At 76.2% G+C, this 20,320-nt stretch carries 27 protein-coding genes and 1 tRNA gene; 20 read left to right on the top strand and 8 right to left on the bottom strand.

The features are described from left to right. Positions 1-92 precede the first annotated feature (92 nt). From ACI78R_RS02225 to ACI78R_RS02185, 9 genes are all read left to right on the top strand, one after another. On the top strand, positions 93-566 hold the full coding sequence (locus ACI78R_RS02225; RefSeq protein WP_457039508.1) for a Mov34/MPN/PAD-1 family protein: 474 nt from the start codon (positions 93-95) through the stop codon (positions 564-566). A 130-nt stretch (positions 567-696) separates the two neighbouring features. Further along, on the top strand, positions 697-975 hold the full coding sequence (locus ACI78R_RS02220) for a MoaD/ThiS family protein (RefSeq protein ID WP_073419023.1): 279 nt from the start codon (positions 697-699) through the stop codon (positions 973-975). 44 nt (positions 976-1,019) lie between these two features. Next, positions 1,020-1,970 (top strand): PLP-dependent cysteine synthase family protein, encoded by a 951-nt coding sequence (locus ACI78R_RS02215; protein WP_073419024.1) that lies wholly within the window; start codon positions 1,020-1,022, stop codon positions 1,968-1,970. After that, positions 1,967-2,623, top strand: a complete 657-nt coding sequence (locus tag ACI78R_RS02210; protein WP_457039507.1) for an HAD-IA family hydrolase — start codon at positions 1,967-1,969, stop codon at positions 2,621-2,623. The genes ACI78R_RS02215 and ACI78R_RS02210 overlap by 4 nt, the downstream gene beginning before the upstream one ends. A gap of 22 nt (positions 2,624-2,645) precedes the next feature. Continuing rightward, positions 2,646-3,383 (top strand): MBL fold metallo-hydrolase, encoded by a 738-nt coding sequence (locus ACI78R_RS02205; RefSeq protein ID WP_457039506.1) that lies wholly within the window; start codon positions 2,646-2,648, stop codon positions 3,381-3,383. Between the two features lie 39 nt (positions 3,384-3,422). Beyond that, positions 3,423-4,391: a DNA polymerase domain-containing protein gene (locus ACI78R_RS02200; protein WP_073419026.1), complete on the top strand. Its 969-nt coding sequence runs from the start codon at positions 3,423-3,425 to the stop codon at positions 4,389-4,391. A 116-nt stretch (positions 4,392-4,507) separates the two neighbouring features. Continuing rightward, complete coding sequence (locus tag ACI78R_RS02195; protein ID WP_073419584.1) at positions 4,508-4,993, top strand: DUF4262 domain-containing protein; 486 nt, start codon at positions 4,508-4,510, stop codon at positions 4,991-4,993. 281 nt (positions 4,994-5,274) lie between these two features. After that, positions 5,275-6,090 (top strand): alpha/beta hydrolase family protein, encoded by an 816-nt coding sequence (locus tag ACI78R_RS02190; protein WP_457039505.1) that lies wholly within the window; start codon positions 5,275-5,277, stop codon positions 6,088-6,090. A gap of 124 nt (positions 6,091-6,214) precedes the next feature. Beyond that, positions 6,215-6,802: a QsdR family transcriptional regulator gene (locus ACI78R_RS02185; RefSeq protein WP_139252822.1), complete on the top strand. Its 588-nt coding sequence runs from the start codon at positions 6,215-6,217 to the stop codon at positions 6,800-6,802. Positions 6,803-6,817: 15 nt separating this feature from the next. On the opposite strand, the gene bcp is transcribed toward ACI78R_RS02185, so the two are convergent. Both bcp and ACI78R_RS02175 read right to left on the bottom strand, forming a co-directional pair. Then, complete coding sequence (gene bcp, locus ACI78R_RS02180) at positions 6,818-7,306, bottom strand: thioredoxin-dependent thiol peroxidase (protein WP_073419028.1); 489 nt, start codon at positions 7,304-7,306, stop codon at positions 6,818-6,820. A 48-nt stretch (positions 7,307-7,354) separates the two neighbouring features. After that, the gene (locus tag ACI78R_RS02175) at positions 7,355-7,759 is read right to left on the bottom strand and encodes a YjbQ family protein (RefSeq protein WP_073419029.1); all 405 of its coding nucleotides are present in this window, start codon (positions 7,757-7,759) and stop codon (positions 7,355-7,357) included. Between the two features lie 97 nt (positions 7,760-7,856). Between ACI78R_RS02175 and rph the strand changes: the two genes are divergently transcribed. From rph to ACI78R_RS02155, 4 genes are all read left to right on the top strand, one after another. After that, positions 7,857-8,582, top strand: a complete 726-nt coding sequence (rph, locus tag ACI78R_RS02170) for a ribonuclease PH (protein ID WP_457039504.1) — start codon at positions 7,857-7,859, stop codon at positions 8,580-8,582. Then, a complete protein-coding gene (rdgB, locus tag ACI78R_RS02165) occupies positions 8,579-9,190 on the top strand; it encodes an RdgB/HAM1 family non-canonical purine NTP pyrophosphatase (protein ID WP_073419031.1) in 612 nt (203 codons plus the stop codon). The genes rph and rdgB overlap by 4 nt, the downstream gene beginning before the upstream one ends. Before the next feature lie 78 nt (positions 9,191-9,268). Continuing rightward, positions 9,269-9,781, top strand: coding sequence for a pyridoxamine 5'-phosphate oxidase family protein (locus ACI78R_RS02160; protein ID WP_457039503.1), 513 nt, complete (start codon positions 9,269-9,271; stop codon positions 9,779-9,781). Between the two features lie 65 nt (positions 9,782-9,846). Further along, complete coding sequence (locus ACI78R_RS02155) at positions 9,847-10,938, top strand: HPP family protein (protein WP_457039502.1); 1,092 nt, start codon at positions 9,847-9,849, stop codon at positions 10,936-10,938. Positions 10,939-10,951: 13 nt separating this feature from the next. Here the strand turns inward: ACI78R_RS02155 and ACI78R_RS02150 are convergent, their stop codons facing one another. Continuing rightward, a complete protein-coding gene (locus tag ACI78R_RS02150) occupies positions 10,952-11,806 on the bottom strand; it encodes a hypothetical protein (RefSeq protein ID WP_457039501.1) in 855 nt (284 codons plus the stop codon). 199 nt (positions 11,807-12,005) lie between these two features. Between ACI78R_RS02150 and ACI78R_RS02145 the strand changes: the two genes are divergently transcribed. Beyond that, on the top strand, positions 12,006-12,926 hold the full coding sequence (locus ACI78R_RS02145; protein WP_457039500.1) for a DUF6910 family protein: 921 nt from the start codon (positions 12,006-12,008) through the stop codon (positions 12,924-12,926). A gap of 10 nt (positions 12,927-12,936) precedes the next feature. Here the strand turns inward: ACI78R_RS02145 and ACI78R_RS02140 are convergent. Beyond that, positions 12,937-13,017: transfer RNA gene (locus ACI78R_RS02140), tRNA-Leu, on the bottom strand. 90 nt (positions 13,018-13,107) lie between these two features. Here ACI78R_RS02140 and ACI78R_RS02135 point away from each other — a divergent pair. Both ACI78R_RS02135 and ACI78R_RS02130 read left to right on the top strand, forming a co-directional pair. Beyond that, a complete protein-coding gene (locus ACI78R_RS02135) occupies positions 13,108-13,368 on the top strand; it encodes a DUF3618 domain-containing protein (protein WP_073419035.1) in 261 nt (86 codons plus the stop codon). A gap of 4 nt (positions 13,369-13,372) precedes the next feature. Further along, on the top strand, positions 13,373-13,870 hold the full coding sequence (locus ACI78R_RS02130; RefSeq protein ID WP_457039499.1) for a DUF427 domain-containing protein: 498 nt from the start codon (positions 13,373-13,375) through the stop codon (positions 13,868-13,870). Between the two features lie 3 nt (positions 13,871-13,873). Here the strand turns inward: ACI78R_RS02130 and ACI78R_RS02125 are convergent, their stop codons facing one another. Next, positions 13,874-14,491, bottom strand: coding sequence for a TetR/AcrR family transcriptional regulator (locus ACI78R_RS02125; protein WP_457039498.1), 618 nt, complete (start codon positions 14,489-14,491; stop codon positions 13,874-13,876). A 121-nt stretch (positions 14,492-14,612) separates the two neighbouring features. Between ACI78R_RS02125 and ACI78R_RS02120 the strand changes: the two genes are divergently transcribed. Beyond that, positions 14,613-15,713 carry an EAL domain-containing protein gene (locus ACI78R_RS02120; protein ID WP_457039497.1) on the top strand — a complete coding sequence of 367 codons (1,101 nt, stop codon included), beginning with the start codon at positions 14,613-14,615 and terminating at the stop codon, positions 15,711-15,713. On the opposite strand, the gene ACI78R_RS02115 is transcribed toward ACI78R_RS02120, so the two are convergent. Next, positions 15,691-16,272, bottom strand: coding sequence for a histidine phosphatase family protein (locus ACI78R_RS02115; protein WP_457039496.1), 582 nt, complete (start codon positions 16,270-16,272; stop codon positions 15,691-15,693). The genes ACI78R_RS02120 and ACI78R_RS02115 overlap by 23 nt on opposite strands. A 59-nt stretch (positions 16,273-16,331) precedes the next feature. On the opposite strand from ACI78R_RS02115, the gene ACI78R_RS02110 reads away from it, so the two are divergent. Beyond that, positions 16,332-17,186: an aldo/keto reductase gene (locus ACI78R_RS02110; RefSeq protein WP_073419038.1), complete on the top strand. Its 855-nt coding sequence runs from the start codon at positions 16,332-16,334 to the stop codon at positions 17,184-17,186. Positions 17,187-17,204: 18 nt separating this feature from the next. On the opposite strand, the gene ACI78R_RS02105 is transcribed toward ACI78R_RS02110, so the two are convergent. After that, positions 17,205-17,657 (bottom strand): STAS domain-containing protein, encoded by a 453-nt coding sequence (locus tag ACI78R_RS02105; protein WP_083628309.1) that lies wholly within the window; start codon positions 17,655-17,657, stop codon positions 17,205-17,207. A 202-nt stretch (positions 17,658-17,859) separates the two neighbouring features. Here ACI78R_RS02105 and ACI78R_RS02100 point away from each other — a divergent pair, with 202 nt between their 5' ends. Continuing rightward, entirely contained in the window at positions 17,860-19,014 is a 1,155-nt protein-coding gene (locus tag ACI78R_RS02100) for an acyl-CoA dehydrogenase family protein (RefSeq protein WP_336028888.1), read from the top strand. After that, positions 19,007-19,684 (top strand): PaaI family thioesterase, encoded by a 678-nt coding sequence (locus ACI78R_RS02095; protein WP_457039495.1) that lies wholly within the window; start codon positions 19,007-19,009, stop codon positions 19,682-19,684. The genes ACI78R_RS02100 and ACI78R_RS02095 overlap by 8 nt, the downstream gene beginning before the upstream one ends. A gap of 16 nt (positions 19,685-19,700) precedes the next feature. Here ACI78R_RS02095 and ACI78R_RS02090 read toward each other — a convergent pair. Further along, a partial coding sequence (locus tag ACI78R_RS02090) for an HNH endonuclease signature motif containing protein (RefSeq protein WP_457039494.1) occupies positions 19,701-20,320 on the bottom strand: 620 nt, incomplete at its 5' end.

Here is a 20,320-nt window from a genome sequence, read left to right as displayed (position 1 = left end):
CGCACCGTATCCGGTGGGGATCGGCGCGGTGTCCGGCCCCGGTCGGGCGACCGTCGTCCCGGCACCGCGGGGGCGCCACCTAGACTGGGCCCGTGCTGCGCATCGACCGCGCGACCTACGACGCCATCGTGGCCCACGCCCGGGAGGACCACCCGGACGAGGCCTGTGGCGTCGTCGCCGGTCCCGAGGGCAGCGACCGTCCCGAGCGGTTCATCCCGATGCTCAACGCCGCCCGGTCGCCGACGTTCTACGAGTTCGACTCGGCCGACCTGCTGCGCCTCTACCGGGAGATGGACGACCGGGACGAGGAGCCGGTGGTGATCTACCACTCGCACACCGCCACCGAGGCGCACCCGTCGCGCACCGACGTCAGCTACGCCTCCGAGCCGAACGCGCACTACGTGCTCGTCTCCACGCGGGAGCACGGGAACCGCACCGGGCTCAAGGGCGACGAGGTCGAGTTCCGCAGCTTCCGGATCGTCGACGGCGAGGTGAGCGAGGAGGACGTCGAGGTCGTCGAGTCCTACCTGTTCGGCCACTCGCCGACCACCGTCGTCTACGACTGAGCGGCGACCGACCCGGCTCCTGATGCCGCGGGGCACGGAATCCCCCGCGGCGGACCGGCGTTCCCCCTGGCAAGCCCACGCCCCCGAGGCGCCCCGCACGTCCCCACCCTCCCGAGGAGAACCGCACGCCATGGCCATCGAGGTCCGGATCCCGACCATCCTGCGCACCCACACCGGCGGCAACAAGACCGTCGAGGGCAGCGGGGACACCCTGGCCGCGCTCGTCGACGACCTCGACGCCAAGCACCCCGGCATCAAGGGCCGCCTGGTGACCGAGGAGGGCAAGCTGCACCGCTTCGTCAACGTCTACGTCAACGACGAGGACGTGCGCTTCACCGGTGCGCTCGACACCGCCGTCAAGGACGGCGACCAGGTCACGATCCTCCCGGCGGTCGCCGGCGGCTGCTGACGCCGCCCACCCCGACCCACCCCTCCTCCCGGAAGAGCCCCCGCATGGCCCGCTTCGCCTCCCTCGTCGACTCGCTCGGCGGCACCCCGCTCGTCGGGCTGCCCAACCTGTCGCCGACGTCCGACGTGCGGCTGTGGGCCAAGCTCGAGGACCACAACCCGACCGGCTCGATCAAGGACCGCGCCGCCATCTCGATGATCGAGGCGGCGGAGAAGGCCGGGGAGCTCCAGCCCGGCGACACGATCCTCGAGCCGACCAGCGGCAACACCGGGATCTCGCTCGCGATGGTCGCCCGGCAGCGTGGCTACAAGCTGATCTGCGTCATGCCGGAGAACACCTCGGTGGAGCGCCGGCAGCTGCTGCAGATGTACGGCGCGCAGATCATCAGCTCGCCGGCCGCCGGCGGCTCCAACCAGGCCGTCGCCATGGCCAAGGAGCTCGCCGCCGAGCACGACGACTGGGTGATGCTCTACCAGTACGGCAACCCGGCCAACGCCGAGGCGCACTACACCGGCACCGGGCCGGAGATCCTCGCCGACCTCCCGTCGATCACCCACTTCGTCGCGGGCCTCGGCACCACCGGCACGCTCATGGGCTGCTCGCGCTACTTCCGCGAGCACAAGCCCGGCGTCCAGGTGATCGCCGCCGAGCCGCGCTACGGCGAGCTCGTCTACGGGCTGCGCAACATCGACGAGGGGTTCATCCCCGAGCTCTACGACCCCGAGCTGCTCGACTCGCGCTTCTCCGTCGGCCCCGACGACGCCGTCCACCGCACCCGGCAGCTCGTCGAGCGCGAGGGGATCTTCGCCGGCATCTCGACCGGCGCGATCCTGCACGCCGCCCTCGGCGTCGCCGACCGCGAGGTGGCCGCGGGCCGCAGGGCCGACATCGTGTTCATCGTCTGCGACGGCGGGTGGAAGTACCTGTCCACCGGCGCCTACGCGGGCACCCTGGAGGAGGCCACCGCCGCGCTCGAGGGCCAGCTCTGGGCGTGAGCATCGCGCTGCCCGCCCGCGGACTGCTCTTCGACAACGACGGGGTCCTGGTCGACTCCGACTCCGCCGTCACGACGTCGTGGTCGCGCTGGGCGCTCGAGCAGGGCCTCGACCCGGTGGCGGTCATGGCCGTGGTGCACGGCCGCCGCGCCGCCGACACCGTCGCCGACCTGGTCGCCGCCGACCGGCGGGACGCCGCGACCGCGCTGATCGACCGCTACGAGCTCGAGGACGCCCACACCGTCCCGGCCGTCGCCGGCGCCGCCGAGCTGCTGGCCTCGCTACCGCCCGCCGTCTGGGCCGTGGTCACCTCCGGCACCCCCGACCTGGCCGGCGCCCGGCTCCGCGCGGCGGGCCTGCCGCTGCCCGGCGCGATGGTGACCGGCCGCGACGTGCGCACCGGCAAGCCCGACCCGGAGGGGTACCTGCTCGGCGCCCGCCTGCTCGGGCTGGAGCCTGCGGAGACCGTCGTCGTCGAGGACAGCCCGGCCGGGATCGCCGCCGGCCGCGCCGCCGGGGCCCGCGTGCTCGGGATCGGCGAGCGCGCGGTCGCCACCGGCGAGGCGGACGTCGTCGTCGCCGACCTCACCGGCGTCACCTGGGCCGACGGCGTGCTGACCGTCCCGGCCGACGCCGTCCTGCACGCCCGCTGAGCCCGGTCGTTAGCCTGACGCCGTGAGGCTCACGGTCGTCGGCTGCTCCGGCAGCGGCCCGGGGCCGACGTCGGCGGCCTCCTGCTACCTCGTCGAGCACGACGGGTTCCGGGTGCTCCTCGACCTCGGCAACGGCGCGTTCGGCGCGCTGCAGGCGCTGGCGGACCCGGACTCGATCGACGCCGTCTACCTCACCCACCTGCACGCCGACCACTGCCTCGACGTCGCGCCGATGGTCGTGTGGCACCGCTGGTCGGGCCGTTCCTCGCGCCGCCGGGTGCCGCTCATCGCGCCCGCCGGGGCCGACCGCCGGCTGGCGCAGGCGTATGACGCCGACGGCGCCCCGCTGACCGACGTCTTCGACTTCGCCGTCACCCCGGTCTCCGCCGTCCTCGGGCCGTTCGAGGTGCGGACGGCGCGCACCGCGCACCCCGCCGAGTGCCACGCCATCCGGCTGACGGCGCAGGGGTCGTCGCTCGTCTACACCGGCGACACCGGGCCGAGCGCCGCGGTGGTCGACCTCGCGCGGGGCGCCGACGTGCTGCTCGCCGAGGCGGCCCACCCCGAGCGCGACGACCTGCCGCCGGACCTGCACCTGACCGGCCGGCAGGCCGGCGAGGCCGCGGCCGCCGCCGGGGTGCGCCGGCTCCTGGTCACGCACGTGCCCGCCTGGGTCGACCCGGCGGCTCAGCTCGCCGCCGCGCAGGCGGTGTTCCCCGCCGCCGAGCTGGTCCGGCCGGGCGCCACGTACGTCGTCTGAGCGCTTGCCCGCCGCGCGGCCGGCGGGCACGGTGGCCCGGTGGCCGACGAGGAGCGCGACGGGGTCCGGCTGACCAGCCTCGACCAGCCCCTCGGTGACGGGCTGGGGGTGACCAAGGGGGACCTGGTCGACCACCTGGACCGCTTCGCCGACCGGATCGTGCCGCAGCTGGCCGGGCGGCCGCTGTCGGTCAAGCGGGTGCGGCCGGGCCAGGAGCCGTTCATGCAGCGCAACGTGGCCAAGGGGGCCCCGGACTGGGTGCGCACCGTGCCGGTCTGGTCCTACGGTGCGCACCGCGAGGTGCACCAGGTGCTCTGCGACGACCGCCGCACGCTGCTGTGGCTGGCCAACCAGCGTGCCGTGGAGTTCCACGTCCCCTTCTTCCAGGCGGGTGCGGAGACCGCGCCGACCGGCATCGTGCTCGACCTCGACCCGCCGGAGGGCGCGGACTTCGACGTCGTGGTGGCCGCCGCCGGCCTGGTGCGCGAGGCGCTCGACGCGGCGGGCCTGGCCGGGGCGGTGAAGACCAGCGGGTCCAAGGGCGTGCACGTCGTGGTGCCGGTGCGCGGCGTCGGCCCGGAGGACGCGGCGGCCGCGACCCGCGCGCTGGCCGCCCGGGCCGCCGCCCTCGACCCGGACGTGGCGACGACCGCCTACATCAGGGAGGACCGGCACGGCCGCGTCTTCCTGGACTCCACGCGCTCGGGCTCCTCGACCATCGTGGCCGCCTACAGCCCGCGGATCCGTCCCGGACTGCCGGTGTCCGCGCCGGTGTCGTGGGAGGACCTGGCCGCCGTCCGCCCCGGCGACGTCACGGTGACGACGGCGTCCGGGCGGCTGGGCGACGGCGACCCGTGGACGGCGCTGCTGCCCGACCCGCAGGAGCTGCCGGCGGACCTGCTCGCGGAGGGCCACACCATCCCGGTCGCCCGCGTCCAGGCGATGCACGAGGGCAAGCGGCGGGCCCGGGCGAAGCGGCAAGCGGGGGAGGGGGCGGCGGGGGACTGAGCACCGACGATCCGGGCACCGACGTTCTGGGCACCGCCGTCCACAGGCGCGCCCGCCGTCCACGACCGGGGGAACGCCCGGCCGTCCTGTCGGTGCCCGACCGCAGGCTCTCCGGCATGACGTCCGACCCGCAGACCACCGCCTGGCTCGACCAGGAGGACGCCCACCTCGCCGCCGTCATCCGCCGCTCCCGCTTCGCCGTGCAGTACGTGGGTCCCGGCGAGCAGCCGGGCGAGCCGGCCTTCGGCTACACGATCGGCCTGTTCGGGCTGGGCCACCCGGAGCTGGTCGTCGTCGGGCTCGGCGCCACCACCACGCACGCGCTGCTCGACGCGGTCGCCGGCGAGGTCGTCCTCGGCCGGTCCCTGGTGCCGGGCGAGCTGCTCGACGAACCCGCCGTGCGGGGTGGCCTGGTGGTGGAGGAGTGCCCGAACCCGGGGGAGGTCCTCTTCGGCGCGAACCGCTGGTACCGCCGCCCGCCCGAGTACTCCGTGCCCGCCCTGCAGCTGACGTGGTCCTCCCCGCCCGGCTCGTTCCCGTGGGACCCGGGCTGGGACGGCGGTCGGTACGGTCAGCCGCGGCCCGGGACCTGGACCGCCTGACGCCGCCGGCCCAGCGAAGACGCAGGTGGGGGCGCGACACGCCCGGAGTGGAACATCCCGGAGAAATGTTCCAGCGACCCCTTCCGCCGGGCGGACCCGCCCGTTACGTTTCGGTCACGCAGAGGCGTGACGCAGACCACAGAGAGTGGGCCCGGCGCCGAAGCGGTCCGTCCCCTCCCGCGGTGGGTGCTGCGTGCCCGCGGTTCCTCGAAAGGACCTCCGTGCGAATCCGACGTCTCCTGACGGGCGCTGTCGCGGCGACCGTCACGGCCCTGGCGACCGTGGTCGCCGGCGCCTCCCCGGCCAGCGCCGACGAGTCCTGGTGGCGCGGGCCGGCGCCCACGCAGGCGAGCATCTCCGCGGCCACCGGGCCGTTCGCCAGCACGTCGACCACCGTCTCGGACTTCTCCACCCCGGGCTTCGGCGCGGCGACGATCTACTACCCGACGACCACCACGCAGGGGACCTTCGGTGGCGTCGCGATCTCGCCGGGCTACACCGCCGGCCGGGAGACGGTCGCCTGGCTCGGCCCGCGGCTGGCCTCGCAGGGCTTCGTCGTCATCGTCTTCGACACCAACTCCCGCTACGACCAGCCCTCCGCGCGCGGTGACCAGCTGCTGGCCGCGCTGGACTACCTGACCCGCTCGAGCTCGGTCCGCGCCCGGGTCGACGCCAACCGGCTGGCCGTCGTCGGCCACTCCATGGGCGGTGGCGGCACGCTCGAGGCGGCCAAGGACCGGCCGACGCTGCGGGCCGCCGTTCCGCTGACCGGCTGGAACACCGACAAGACCTGGCCCGAGGTGCGCACGCCCACCCTGGTCATCGGCGCCGAGAACGACAGCGTCGCGTCGGTCAGCAGCCACTCGATCCCGTTCTACAACTCGCTGACCAACGCGCCCGAGCGGGCCTACCTCGAGCTCAACGGCGCCAGCCACTTCGCGCCCAACAGCCCGAACACGGTGATCGCGGCCAACACGATCGCCTGGCTCAAGCGGTTCGTCGACACCGACACCCGGTACTCGCAGTTCATCTGCCCCGGCCCGTCGGTCTCGGCGTTCGGGGACGTCTCCGACTACCGGAACACCTGCCCGGTCTGACCGAGCCGCGCACCGCCCCCGGGGGCGGCCACCGTCCTCGCACGGTGGCCGCCCCTCCCGCGTCCGGGGGAGGGGCGCCCGTGCACCGTGTCCCCGCCGCTCGCCCGGCCCCTAGGCTCGGGCCGTGATCGCGCCGAGGGAAGAGGTCGTCCACCGGGCGGCGCGCACCCTCCTGGCGGGCGAGCGCCTGGACACCACGACGCTCGCCGCGCAGCTCGGCATCTCCCGCGTGACGCTCTTCCGGCGGGTCGGCAACCGCGACGCCATCCTCGGCGAGGCCATGTGGTGGCTCGCCGAGCGCACCCTGCGCCGCGCCACCGAGGCCCACGACGCCCGCCCCGAGGGCGCCGAGCCGCCGGGCCGGCTGCGCAGCCTGGCGATCGCCGAGGACTTCCGCCACGTGCTGGGCACCGCGCCGTCGCTGCGCCGGTTCATCGACGACGAGCCGACCACCGCGCTGCGGGTGCTCACCGACCCCCGCGGCCGCGTGCAGCCCCGGCTCGCCGAGGCCTACACCGCGCTGTTCGAGCGCGACGTCGAGGAGCGGGGGCTGACGCCGGAGATCGCGCTGCCGCTGCTCTCCTACGCCGTGGTGCGGCTAGGGGAGTCGTTCCTCTACTCCGACGTCATGGTCTCCCGCGACCCCGACCTCAAGGCGGCCACCACCGTCATCGACGCGCTGGTGACCGGCGTGCTCGGGGTGCGCGACTGAGCCGGGGCGACCGGCTCAGCCCAGCCCGAGGTCGCGGCGCAGCTTCGCGACGTGGCCGGTGGCCTTGACGTTGTAGGCGGCCCGCTCGATCCGGCCCTCGGCGTCGACGACGAAGGTGGAGCGGATCACGCCCTGCACCTCCTTGCCGTACAGCTTCTTCGTGCCGAACGCGCCGTAGGCGGCGAGCACCGACTTGTCCGGGTCGGAGACCAGGGTGATGCCCAGGCCCTCCTGCTCCCGGAAGCGGGCCAGCTTCTCCGGCGGGTCGGGCGAGATGCCGATGATGTCGAGCCCGGCCTCGGCCAGCTCGCCGGCCGCCGCGGTGAAGTCGACCGCCTGCGTGGTGCAGCCGGGGGTCAGCGCCGCCGGGTAGCAGTACACGATCACCCGCCGGCCGCGGCGGTCGGCGAGGGAGACCGGGGTGCCGTCGGCGTCGGGCAGCGTGAAGTCCGGCGCCGGGTCACCGGGCGCCAGGCGGACGGGTGCGGGCGCGGTCTCGCTCATGACCGGCATCCTGCCGTGCCCCGCCGACGCCGCGGGGGGAGGGGCGCGTCAGCCCCGCAGGAACGACAGCCGCACCTGCCGCTGCGGGTTGTCGCGGTTGGGGTCGACCAGGCAGATGCGCTGCCAGGTGCCCAGCTGCAGCCGCCCGTCGAGCACCGGCACCGTGGCGTGCGGCGGCACGAACGCCGGCAGCACGTGGTCGCGGCCGTGGCCGGCGCTGCCGTGCCGGTGCCGCCAGCGGTCGTCGCGGGGGAGCAGCTCGTCGAGCTGGGCGAGCAGGTCGTCGTCGCTGCCCGACCCGGTCTCGATGATCGCCAGCCCCGCCGTCGCGTGCGGCACGAAGACCTGCAGCAGCCCGTCGCCCTCCCCGCGCACGAACTCCTCGCACTCCCCGGTCAGGTCCACCACCGTGGGCACCCCGCCGGTCCGGACCGTCCGCAGCTCCGATCGCACCGGGCGATCCTGGCATCTCGCCCGGCGGGCGGCCGGGCGGCCACCTCGTCGCGGGACCCTCCGGGCCCCCTCCTCGACGGCACTACTGTCGGGGCCCGTGACCCGCCCCGACGGCCGCGCGGCCGACCAGCTCCGCCCGGTCAAGATCACCCGCAACTGGCTCGACCACGCCGAGGGCTCGGTGCTCGTCGAGTTCGGCCGCACCCGCGTGCTGTGCGCGGCCAGCGTCACCGAGGGCGTCCCGCGCTGGCGCAAGGGCTCGGGCCTGGGCTGGGTCACCGCCGAGTACGCCATGCTCCCGCGCGCCACGCACACCCGCGGCGACCGTGAGTCGGTGCGCGGCAAGATCGGCGGCCGCACCCACGAGATCAGCCGGCTCATCGGCCGCTCGCTGCGCGCCGCGGTCGACCTCGGCGCCCTGGGTGAGAACAGCATCGCCCTCGACTGCGACGTCCTGCAGGCCGACGGCGGCACCCGGACGGCGGCCATCACCGGCGCCTACGTCGCGCTCGCCGACGCCGTCACCTGGCTCGGTGACCGGAAGAAGCTCGCCGGCAAGAAGGCGCCGCTGATGCAGTCGGTGTCGGCGGTCAGCGTCGGGGTGGTCGACGGCGAGCCCCGGCTCGACCTCGCCTACGAGGAGGACGTCCGTGCGGGCACCGACATGAACGTCGTCTGCACCGGCGAGGGCGGCTTCGTCGAGGTGCAGGGCACCGCCGAGGGCGCGGTGTTCGACCGGCCCACCCTCGACCGGCTGCTCGACCTCGCCGTCGCCGGCTGCGCCGAGCTCACCCGGATCCAGCAGGAGGCCCTGCAGCGATGACCACCCGCCTGCTCCTCGCCACCCGCAACGCCGGCAAGCTCGCCGAGCTGCAGCGGCTGCTCGCCGACGCCGTCCCCGGCGTCGAGGTGGTCGGCCTGCGCGACGTCCCCGAGTACCCGGAGGCGCCCGAGACCGGCGCGACCTTCGCGGAGAACGCCCTGCTCAAGGCCCGCGAGGCCGTCCGGTACACCGGGCTGCCGGCCGTCGCCGACGACTCGGGGATCGCCGTCGACGCCCTCAACGGCATGCCCGGGGTGCTCTCGGCGCGCTGGTCGGGCCGGCACGGCGACGACGCCGCGAACACCGCGCTGCTGCTCGGCCAGCTCGGCGACGTCCCCGACGAGCGGCGCGGCGCCGCGTTCGTCTGCGCGGCCGCGCTGGTCACCCCGGACGGCGCCGAGGCGGTGCTGGAGCGGCAGTGGCGCGGGCGGGTGGTGCGCGAGCCGCGCGGCACCCACGGCTTCGGCTACGACCCCGTCTTCGTGCCCGACGGCCTCGAGCTCACCTCCGCCGAGCTCGAGCCCGCGGAGAAGGACGCCCGCAGCCACCGCGGCCAGGCGTTCGCCGCGCTGGTGCCGGAGGTCGCCCGGGTGCTGCGCGCGGGCTGAGCGCCGGCGGGGGCGCCGGCGGGTGCGATGAGTCCCGGGCGCCGCGGGGGTCTGCACTCCGACCCCCGAGGAGGAGCCGTGACCACGATCGTCCCGCGCACCGACGTCGACGTCCGCTACGGCGAGCCCGGCGCGACCGCCCGCCCCTGGGAGGAGGCCGAGGACGCGCTGCGCCGCGCGCAGATCTCCTGGATCTCCACCGTCCGGCCCGACGGCCGCCCGCACGTCACCCCGCTGCTGACGGTGTGGCGCGACGGCGCCCTGCACTTCTGCACCGGCGCGCACGAGCGCAAGGCCCGCAACCTGGAGGCGAACCCGGCCGTGGTGCTCACGGTGAGCAGCCCGGCGGGCGGCGGCCTCGACGTCGTCGTCGAGGGGGTGGCCGAGCGGGTCGCCGACGACGACCGGCTGCGCGGGCTGGCCGCCGCGTGGGAGGCCGACCACGGCCCGGAGTGGCGCTTCGAGGTGGCCGACGGCGCGTTCGTCGACCCCTACGGCGGCGCGCTGGTGTTCCGCGTCGCGCCGGTGACGGTGTTCGGCTTCGCGCGTTCCCCGGCTGGCCAGACCCGGTGGCGTTTCGGCCCGGCCTGATCCGGCACCCCGCCGCGTAGGGTGCCGCCCGCGGCGGGCACGGGCACCCGCGGGGGAGGAGCGGCGTGCGCGCGGACCGGCGGGCGTGGATCGGCGGGCTGCGGCCGGGGCCGGTGGGCTACCGCCGCTCGGAGGTGCTGCGCGGCGGGCTCGGCGCGCTGCTCGGCATCGGGCTGGCGGGGCTGAGCGCGTCGGTGGTCCCGGGCGGTCCGGCCGGGCTGCCGTGGATCGTCGCGCCGATGGGCGCCACCGCCGTCCTGCTCTTCGCCGCGCCCGCGAGCCCGCTGGCCCAGCCGTGGCCGGTGCTGGTGGGCAACACGCTGTCCACGCTGGTCGGGGTCGCCGCCGGCAAGCTGCTCGACGACGTCACGCTGGCCGCCGCGGTCGCCGTCGGGGTGGCCATCCCGCTGATGATGGTGCTGCGCTGCGTGCACCCACCGGGCGGCGCCTGCGCGCTGTTCGCCGCCGTCGGCACGTCCGCGGTGGCCGACCACGGGTGGCTGTTCGCGCTGTGGCCGGTCGGCGTCGACACGGTCGTGCTGCTCGCCGTCGCCGCCGTCGTCAACAATCTCACCGGCCGGCCCTACCCGCACGTGCCCGAGCCGCCGGCGCCGGCCCCGGGGACGGACGCGCCGCCCACCGAGCGGGTCGGGCTGCGGGCCGAGGACGTCCGCGCGGCCATGCAGCGGCTGGACCGCGGCCTCGACGTCCTGCCCGGGGACGTGCTGGCGCTGGTCCGCGACGCCGAGGCGCACGCGCTGGACCGCCGGCTCGGGCAGCTGCGCGTCGGCGCGCTGATGGCCCGCGACGTGCGCACCGTCCAGCAGCAGGAGACCCTCTACCGCGCCCGGATGCTGATGAACCAGCACGCGGTGAAGGCGCTGCCGGTGGTGGACGCGGAGGGCCACGTGGTCGGCATCGTGACGGTGTACGACCTGTTCAACCTCGACGTCGTGGCGCTGACGCCGGTGTCGGAGGTGATGAGCAGCCCGGTCACGACCGTCGGCGAGGACACCCCGGTCTCCGAGCTCGTCGCGCTCATGGCCGACCGCGGGCTGCGGCACCTGCCCGTCGTCGACGGGGCGGGCCGGCTCGCCGGGATCGTCACCCGCTCCGAGCTGGTGGCGGTGCTGCACCGGGCGCTCGTCGGCTCCTGAGCGCCCCGGCGGGTCAGCCGGTGGGCCCGCCGGTCGTGCCGGCCCCGGTCCGCGGCGACTGGGTGGTGGGCTCCGCCGGCGCGGTCTCCCCGGCGTCGTCGCCGGACCCCGGCTCCTCGGAGCCCTCGCCGGAACCCTCGCTGCCGCTCTCCGTCGCCGGGGTGCTCTCCTCGGGCTCCTCGGTCGGCGTGCCGGTCTCGTCGGCGTCGTCGGTGGACGTCTCGTCCGCGGGCGTCCCGTCGGCCGGTGTCGTGCTCGCCGGGGCCTCCGTCGTGCCCTCCGCGGGGTCGCCGGTCTCCGCGGGGTCGTCGGTGGTGTCCCGCGAGGAGGAGGCGTTGGACAGCTCGCCGATGGTGGTCGAGGACGAGGACGTCTCCGTGCCGCCGACCAGCGCGGACACCGGCTGCTGGCCCACCAGCTCGATGCCGGTGACGATCACCATCGCGGTGACGAAGACGGCCGCGGCGTACGCCCCCACGCGCACCCACCGGGGCCGCCGCCGGGCGGGCGCCCGGCGCGGGTCGAGGGCGGGCGGAAGCTCGCGGGTCGCCGCCTCGCCGACGGTGCCCGGCGCGGGGGCCGGCCGGTGCTCGCGGGCCCTGCGCAGCTTCTCGCTGGTGCTGGTGAGCGAGGCGCTGTAGAGCGCCGACCCGACGGTGCTCACGATGCTCGCCAGCGCCGCGCCGATGACGGTGCCGGCGACGCCGAAGAAGGACAGCACCACCGCGGAGGAGACCGCGGCGAGCGCACCGGCGGCCACCTGCACGGGGCTGAGCTGGAGGCGGGCCGGCTTCTCGTCGGCCTTCTCGTCGGGCGTCTCGTCGGCGGGGCCGGGACGGGGGGCGTTCTCGCTGCGCGGGGAGGTCATGGGCTCCGACGGGTCGTGTCCGGAGGACGAGCGTGCGGGGAAGAGGGACCGGCCCGGCGGACCTCGCTGTACGACCGGGCGGTCCTCCCGACCGTACGACGGCTCGCGGCCGTCTGCAGCGGCCCCGGACCCGACCTCAGCGTGCCGACCTGCGGAAAGACAGGTGTGTCACGCCGGGCCCGGTGGGCAGTCAGGAGCGGTGCGGATCGACGTCACGGCCGTGCGCGAGCTGCGCTTCGACGACGGCACCCCGGTGACCGCGGCCTCGGGGATCGCCCCGCTCGGCGACGGCTGGCTGGTCGTGCAGGACGACGCGACGTGGGCCGCCTGGCAGCGCCCCGGCGGTGTCGGGCCGGTGCGGCTGTTCCCGCCGGTCGAGGGCCACGACCGCTTCTCCGAGGCGGCCGGGACGAAGGCGCTCAAGCCCGACCTCGAGGTCGCGTGCCCGGTGGAGGCCGGCGGGGAGCCCGGCGTGCTGCTGCTCGGCTCCGGGTCGGCCGCGCGGCGCACGCGGGGTGCGCTGGTCACCCTCGACGGCGGGCGGCCGGCGGTCCGCACCGCCGACCTCGCCCCGCTGTACGCCGCCGTCGCCGCGCGCCTCGGCGTGCCGGCGGGGCAGCTGAACCTGGAGGGGGCGAGCCGGGCGGGCGACGTGCTGCGCTGGTACCAGCGCGGCAACCTCGCCGCCGGGGTGCCGAACGCCGCCGTGGAGGTGCCGCTCGCGCCGCTGGTGGCGGTGCTGCTGGGCCGCGCCGGCGCGGAGGCGGTGCCGCTCGGGCGGGTGCACGTCCTCGACCTCGGGGAGGTGGCCGGCGTGGGGCTGGCGGTCACCGACGCCGTCGCCCTGCCCGACGGCCGCGAGCTGCTGTCGGCCGCGGCGGAGGACACCCCCAACGCGGTCGACGACGGCCCGGTGGTGGCCACCGCGCTGGTGCTCGCCGACGGCGGCCGGGTCCTCGACGTCGCGCCGGTGCCGGAGGTCGGGGGCCGCGTGGCCAAGGTCGAGGGGCTGGCGCTGCGCGGCACCGACGGCGACGCCGTCCACCTGCTCGCCGTGGTCGACGCCGACGACCCGGACCTGCCGTCGCCCCAGGTGGAGTTGACCGTCTCGCCGGGCTGAGCCGGCCGGGTGCGGGAGGCGGGAGTCGAACCCGCACGCCCGAGGGCACCAGATCCTAAGTCTGGCGTGGCTGCCGTTACACCACTCCCGCGTGGCCGCCGAGTCTAGGCAGGATCGCCCGGCCGGGTGCCCGTGATCGCCGGAACGGGCCGGTCGGCGCGGCGTCTGGCAGGCTGTCGCCGTGCCTCGCGACCCACGAGAGATCCAGCTGGAGATCGACGCCGCCCGCGAGTCGCTGGCGGCCACCCTGGACCAGCTGGCCTTCCGCGGCAGCCCCACGCGCCTGAAGGCCCAGGGTCAGGCCGCCGTCGTGCGGTTCCTGCAGTCGCCGGCCGGCAAGGCGGCCATCGGCGGCCTCGGCCTGCTGACGTCGCTGGTCGTCGCCCAGAAGGTGCGGCAGCGCAGGCGCACGAAGCGGACGGTCGTGCGCCGCACCCGCTGAGCCGGTGCGCACCCCGCGACGCGACCCGGCCGGCCCCGGGCAGGAGTCGGTCTGGGACTACCCGCGCCCGCCCTCGGCCGAGGTGACGCCACGGCGCGTCGTCGTCGAGCTCGGCGGGCGGGTCGTCGCGGACACCACCCGCGCGGTGCGGGTCTGCGAGACCAGCCACCCGCCGGTCTACTACGTGCCCCGCGACGACGTCGCCCCCGGCGTGCTGGAGCGCGCGCGGGGGTCGTCGTGGTGCGAGTGGAAGGGCGCGGCCACCTACTGGGACGCCGTCGTCGACGGGCGCCGGTACCCCGCCGTCGCCTGGTCCTACGAGCAGCCCACCGCCGGCTACGAGCACCTGCGCGGCGCGCTGGCGTTCTACCCGAGCCGGGTGGAGCGGGCCACGGTCGACGGCGAGCAGGTGCGCGCCCAGGCCGGCGACTTCTACGGCGGCTGGATCACCGGCGAGGTCGTCGGCCCGTTCAAGGGCGAGCCGGGCACCCTCGGCTGGTGAGCCTCAGGCGCAGCGGCGGATGGCCGGCAGGACGAGGGTCTCGAGGACCGCGTCGGCGTACTCGTGGTCGACCGGCTCGCGGGTGACCAGCCAGCGCTGCACCAGCAGGGCGGTGCTCGCCTCGGCCGGGATCGACTGCGGCATCTCCGGCCCGACCTCGCCGCGGGCCTGGGCCCGGGCCCACATGTCGGCGTAGGCGCGGCGCCACACCGCCAGCGGGCCCTCGCGGTAGGCCTCGATGAGGGCCGGCTCGTGCTGCATGGCCGCGAGCAGCGAGCGGGTGGCCGCGCCGACCGGGCTGGCCATCATCTCGACCATCCGGTGCACCAGCTGGCGCAGGTCCCCCTCGAGCGAGCCGGTGTCGGCGTCGACCGTCCAGGACCGGTTGAGGTCGGAGACGGTGTCGACGACGAGTTCCTGCTTGGTGCGCCAGCGGCGGTAGATCGTGGCCTTGCCGACGCCGGCCTCCGCGGCGACGGCGTCCATCGTGAGCGCCCCGTAGCCGACGTCGCCGAGCAGCCGCAGGATCGCGGCGCGGATGACGTCGTCGCGGCTGGGGTCGCGGGGGCGCCCTCCGCGTCCGGTGCGTGCCGGCGGCTCGGTGATCAGTGCGGCGGCCATGGGGGGACCCTAGGGCCTCGGGGGGCCCGCGGGGTCGCCCGGCGGCGCGAGGGCGTCCCGGATCTGGTGCGTCCGGTGCGCCTGGTCGCGGGGGGACGCACCGTCGGTCATCCTGCAGCGCGTGTCGAGTCCGGTGTCCACGGTGCTGCCCCCGGCCCGTCGGCGCGAGACCTGGGACCTCCCGGAGGCGGCCACCCGGGTGCTGCTGGCCAGCCCGGCCGAGCACGTGCTGCCCGCCGTGGCCGCCGTCGCGCGGGCGGTCGGCCTGTCGGTGTTCTCCGCCCCGGGCGTGCTCGACCTCTCCGACGAGCGCGACGGCCTGCGGGTGGAGCTGTTCTTCGACCGGATCTCGCGGGAGCTGACCGGGGCCGAGGCGGAGTCCGTGCGCGTGGCCACCGACCCGGCGAACGAGTACACGGCGCTCGTCCGGGGCCTGCTGACCGCGCCCACGCTGGCGCAGGAGCTCGCCCGGCGCGGGGTCACCGCGGAGGTCGGCGTGCTGGCCGAGGCGGAGCTGTGGTCGGCCTACCAGCCGATCGTCGACCTCGCCGACCGGTCCGTCGTCGCCCACGAGGCGTTGCTCCGGGCCGACTCCGACGGCCGGGCCGTCGACGGCGGGGACCTGTTCTTCGTCGCCGACTCCGCGGGCTGGCTGCCGCGGCTGGACCGGGTGGGCCGCGAGTGCGCGATCGCGGGCGCGGTGGGGTGGCTCGGGAGCGCCGACCTGTTCGTCAACACCCAGCCGACGTCGGTGCTCCAGCCCGGCGCCGACCTCGCCAGCACCGTCGAGGCGCTCGAGGCCGCGGGGATCGCCCCCGGGCAGCTCGTGCTCGAGGTGGGGGAGCGGGCCGCCGTCGCCGACCGCGGCCACCTGCTCGCCGTCCTCGAGGCCTTCCGGGAGCGCGGCTGGCGGGTGGCCCTCGACGAGGTCGCCGCCGGCTGGTCGAGCGCCTCGCTGCTCGACGTCGTCCGGCCCGAGGTGGTCAAGCTCGGCCGGGCGCTGGTGTCGGCGCTGCCCGACGACGGCGCCCGCGCCGTCGTGCGCACGGTCGCGGCGCACGCCCACGCGCTGGGCGCCGTGGTGGTGGCCGAGGGCGTGGAGACCGAGCAGGCAGCCGAGGAGGTCGCGGCGCTGGGTGCCGACCTGGGTCAGGGCTGGCTGTTCGGCCGGCCCGCCGCGCCGGTGCCGGCCGGGGAGGTCAGCCCAGTCCCCACCCCGTGAGCACCGGCCGCGCGTGCTCGTGGCCGAGGACGCCGTAGGCGCCGGCGGGGAGGGCGAACAGGGCGCCGGCGGCGGGCTCGAGGCCCAGCCAGCGCGCGGTGAGCACGCGCAGCACGTGGCCGTGCGCGACCAGGGCGACGTCGCCGTCGTCGAGGCGCGCGCGGGCGCGGGCGAGCACGCGGTCCACCCGCTCGCCGACCTGCTCGAGGGTCTCGCCCGGGGTGTCGCCAGCGACGACCGGGTCGCGCCAGACCGACCACTCGCGGCCGAGCTCCTCGCTGATCTCGGCGGTGGTGCGGCCCTCGTAGCCGCCGTAGTCGAGCTCGACGAGGTCGTCGTCGAGGCCGGTGGCGGTCAGCCCGGCCAGCTCCGCGGTGCGCCGGGCCCGCTGCCGCGGGCTGGTCCACACCTCGACGATCGTGCGGCGCGCCAGCGCCGGGGCCAGCGAGCGGGCCCGCTCCTCGCCCTCGGGCAGCAGCGGCAGGTCGGTCACGCCGGTGTGCTGGCCGCTCTTGCTCCACTCGGTCGCGCCGTGCCGCAGCACCAGGATCTCGCCCACGCCGCCCATCGAACACGCCCCGGGGAACACCTGCGCGGGCTGGTGTGCTGGCACCGGGCATGACCACTGCTCAGCTCAGCGACACCTTCGCCCTCGGCGGCGACCTGACCGTCCACCGTCTCGGCTACGGCGCCATGCAGCTGCCCGGCCCGGGCGTCTGGGGCGAGCCGGCCGACCGGGACGGCGCGCTGCGCGTCGTGCGCGCCGCCGTCGAGCAGGGCGTCGACCTCATCGACACCGCCGACTCCTACGGGCCCTTCGTCAGCGAGCAGGTCATCGCCGAGGCGCTGCACCCCTACCCGGAGGGCCTGGTCATCGCGACCAAGGCCGGCCTGACCCGTCAGGGCCCCGGCATCTGGACGCCAGTCGGGCGCCCGGCCTACCTCAAGCAGCAGGTGGAGCTCTCCCTGCGGCACCTGCGGGTGGAGCGCATCGACCTCATCCAGCTGCACCGCATCGACACCCAGGTGCCGCTGGGCGACCAGCTCGGTGCCTTCAAGGAGCTGCAGGAGGAGGGCAAGGTCCGCCACATCGGCGTCTCCGAGGTCTCGGTGGACCAGCTGCGCGACGCCCGCGACATCGTCGACGTCGTCAGCGTCCAGAACCTCTACAACCTCACGAACCGGCAGTCGCAGGACGTCCTCGACTACGCCACGGAGAACGGCATCGCGTTCATCCCGTGGTTCCCGATCGCGACCGGCGACCTCGCCGCGCCGCACAGCCCGGTGGCCGACATCGCCCGCGAGCTGGACGCCACCCCCGCGCAGGTGGCGCTGGCCTGGCTGCTGCAGAAGTCGCCGGTGGTGCTGCCCATCCCGGGCACCAAGTCGGTCGACCACCTGACGGAGAACATGGGCGCCGCCGGTCTCTCGCTCTCCGACGAGGACATGGCGCGCCTGGACGCCCTGGCCTGAGACGTCCTGGCCGGGGGCTCAGCGCCGCCGGTCGAGGACGAACGGGACGGTCGGGGGCAGGGGCGCCTCGCGCCCGTGCAGGGGGTTGGGCTCCGGGTGCCGGCGCTGCGCCGGCACCCGGCGGTCCGGCCGCGGGGGCACGGGGTCCTGCCCGCTGAGCGGGCCGTCGAGCTCGAGCCGCGCGCCGAGCCCGGCGTCGGCGACCTGGCGGCGGACCGCCGCGGGCGCGCCCACCACCCGGAGGCGGCGGCCGGCCGCGGCGAGGGTGTCGCTGAAGCGGGCCAGCGCCTGCAGGCCGGTGCCGTCGCCGAAGCGGGCGCCGGCGACGTCGACGACGACGCTGCCGGTGCCGCGGCCGGCGGCGTCGGTCAGGGCGGCGACCAGGCGGTCGAGGGTCGACCGCCCGGCGTCTCCGGTGAGGCGGACGACCACCTGGGCGGGAGCAGGAACGAGTGCGACGGAGAGGTGCACGGGGACTCCGGGGGACTGCGGGCGCCGCTGGGTTCGGGCACCGGGGACGAACGTAGTGCGCGCAGCCGCAGCTCACAACGGGGAGTGCTCGGTCGGTAGCTGAACGTCCTGGCCTCGGGCTCGGGGAACATCCGGCGTCCGTGTTACATCTCCCACGTCCTCCCCGGTCGTCCGCAGGGCCTCCGGACGGCACCATGGGGGCGTGGACGCCGAGGACTTCACGCAGATCAGGGACGCGGTGCGCCAGCTCGTGCGGGAGGTGGTGGTCCCCCGCGAGGAGGAGATCGACCTCCACGACCGCATCCCCGAGGAGCTGCGCGGCGCCGCCGCCGACATGGGCCTGTTCGGCTACGCGCTGCCCGAGGAGTACGGCGGCCTCGGCGTCTCGATGAGCGAGGACGTGGAGCTCGCGTTCGAGTTCGGCTACACGACGCCGGCGTTCCGCTCCCTGTTCGGCACCAACAACGGCATCGCCGGGCAGGTGATCGCGCGCTTCGGCAGCGAGGAGCAGAAGAAGGCCTACCTGCCCCGGCTGGCGGCCGGTGAGCTGATCGGCTCGTTCGCGCTCACCGAGGCCGAGGCGGGCTCGGACCCGGCCGGCCTGCGCACCGCCGCCCGCCGCGACGGCGAGGGCTGGGTGGTCAACGGGGCCAAGCGCTACATCACCAACGCGCCGCTGGCCGACCTGTTCGTCGTCTTCGCCCGGACCGACCCGGAGGAGAAGGGCGGCCGGGGGATCTCCAGCTTCGTCGTCGACGCGAAGGCGCCCGGCGTCACGCTCGGGCCCAAGGACGTGAAGATGGGCCAGTCGGGGGCGTGGACCTCCGAGGTGTTCTTCGACGACGTGCACGTGCCGGCCGACGCGCTGGTCGGCGAGGAGGGGCGCGGCTACTCGAAGGCGCTCACCGTGCTCTCCCGCGGGCGGCTGCACATCGCGGCGCTGTGCGTGGGTATGGCGCAGCGGGTGCTCGACGAGTCGGTGGCCTACGCCGCGACGGCGAAGCAGGGCGGTGCCCCGATCGGGCGGTTCCAGCTGGTGCAGGCGCTGATCGCGGACATGCACGCGGAGACGGTGGCCGGCCGGGCGATGGTGCGCGAGGTGGCCGCGCGGTACGACTCCGGTGAGGACACCTCGATCGGGCCGTCGTCGGCGAAGCTGTGGTGCAGCGAGATGGTCGGCCGGGCCACCGACCGCGCCGTCCAGGTGCACGGCGGGCTGGGCTACCTGCGCACGACGCCGGTGGAGCGCTTCTACCGCGACGCCCGCCTCTACCGGCTCTACGAGGGCACCAGCGAGGTGCAGCGGGTGATCGTCGGCAGCGGGCTGCTGCGTGCGGCCGGCATGCCGCGTGGCTGAGCCGCTCACGCCGGAGGGGCGCGACGCCCGGCGGGCGGCGGTCGGCGAGCTGGGTGACGCGCTGCGCGAGCTGGTCGACGCCGCCGTACGGACCGAGGTGCCCGACGCCGAGCTCGAGGCTGCGGCGGTCACCGCGCGGGAGCTGGCCGCGCGGCTGCGCACCGCGGGGCGCGGCCTGCACGACATCGCCCGCGTCGACGACCCGGAGACGGGGGAGCGCTGGTACAGCCCGGTGTACGGGCCGGGCAGCCCGGTGGCGCCGCCGCTGGTGGCCACCGACAGCCCCGACGGGCAGGCGACCGGCCGGGTCACCGTGCGCAAGCCGCACGAGGGGCCGCCCGGCCTGGTGCACGGCGGGGTGGTGGCCACGCTGCTCGACCACGTGCTCGCCCGCGCCCTGCGTGCGGCCGGGCGGGGTGGGCTGACGGCCGCGCTGACCGTCCGCTACCGGCGGCCGGTGCACCTCGGGGTGCCGCTGCTGCTCACCGCGGAGATGGGCGAGACCGTCGGCCGGCGGACGACGGCGCACGCCCGGCTGGTGGCCGAGGACAGCCCCGAGGTGGTGCTCGCGGAGGCGGAGGGCCTGTTCGTGGCGCTGCGCGCCGAGCAGGCCGCGGACGTCTTCGCCGCCACCGGCCGGTCGGTGGGCGCCTGGACCAGCCGGAGCTGACGGTTCCCCGTCGCCGTCAGTACGGGGGCGGCTCCGTGCTCGCGGTGAGGCCGCTGGGGGTGGTGACGGTGAGGGTGCCGTCGGGCTGCAGCGTGTGGGTCCAGCCGGGGGCCTGGTGCTTGCCGCGGTGGTGGCCGGTGCAGAAGCCGGTGAGGTTGCCGGCGGCGGTCGCGCCGAGCGGCCAGGGCGTGTCGTGGTCGAGTTCGCCGCGCTTGGGGACGGGTCGGCGGCAGCCTGGGAAGCGGCAGCGGCGGTCGCGGGCGCGGACGTGCCGGTCGAGGGCGGCACCCGGGCGGTAGCCGTCGGTTCCCGTGGGTGCGGCGAGTCCGGTGCCGGCGCGGGCGGCGCGGCGGAGCCCGGGCAGGTCGGTGAGGGTGAGCAGGGCGCCGGTGAGGGCGTGGGTGACGGCGATGCGGGGCCGGTCGGCCAGGCCGCCGCCGGCGGTGCGATCGAGGAGGTCCGCCAGGTCCATTCGGGCGTCGTCGGTGGCCGCGGCCAGGGCGTCCAGGGCGTCGGCGGCGGCGGTGACGCGGCCGGCCGGGCTGTCGGCCCAGGCGGTCTCGTCGGCGGTGTCGGCGCGTTCGGCGGTGGCCACCAGGCGGCGGGCACGGCCGATCGCCTGCTCGGCGTCGAGCA

The sequence above is a fragment of the Geodermatophilus sp. SYSU D01106 genome, from assembly GCF_054049995.1.
This window is presented reverse-complemented; position numbering and strand designations above follow the sequence as displayed.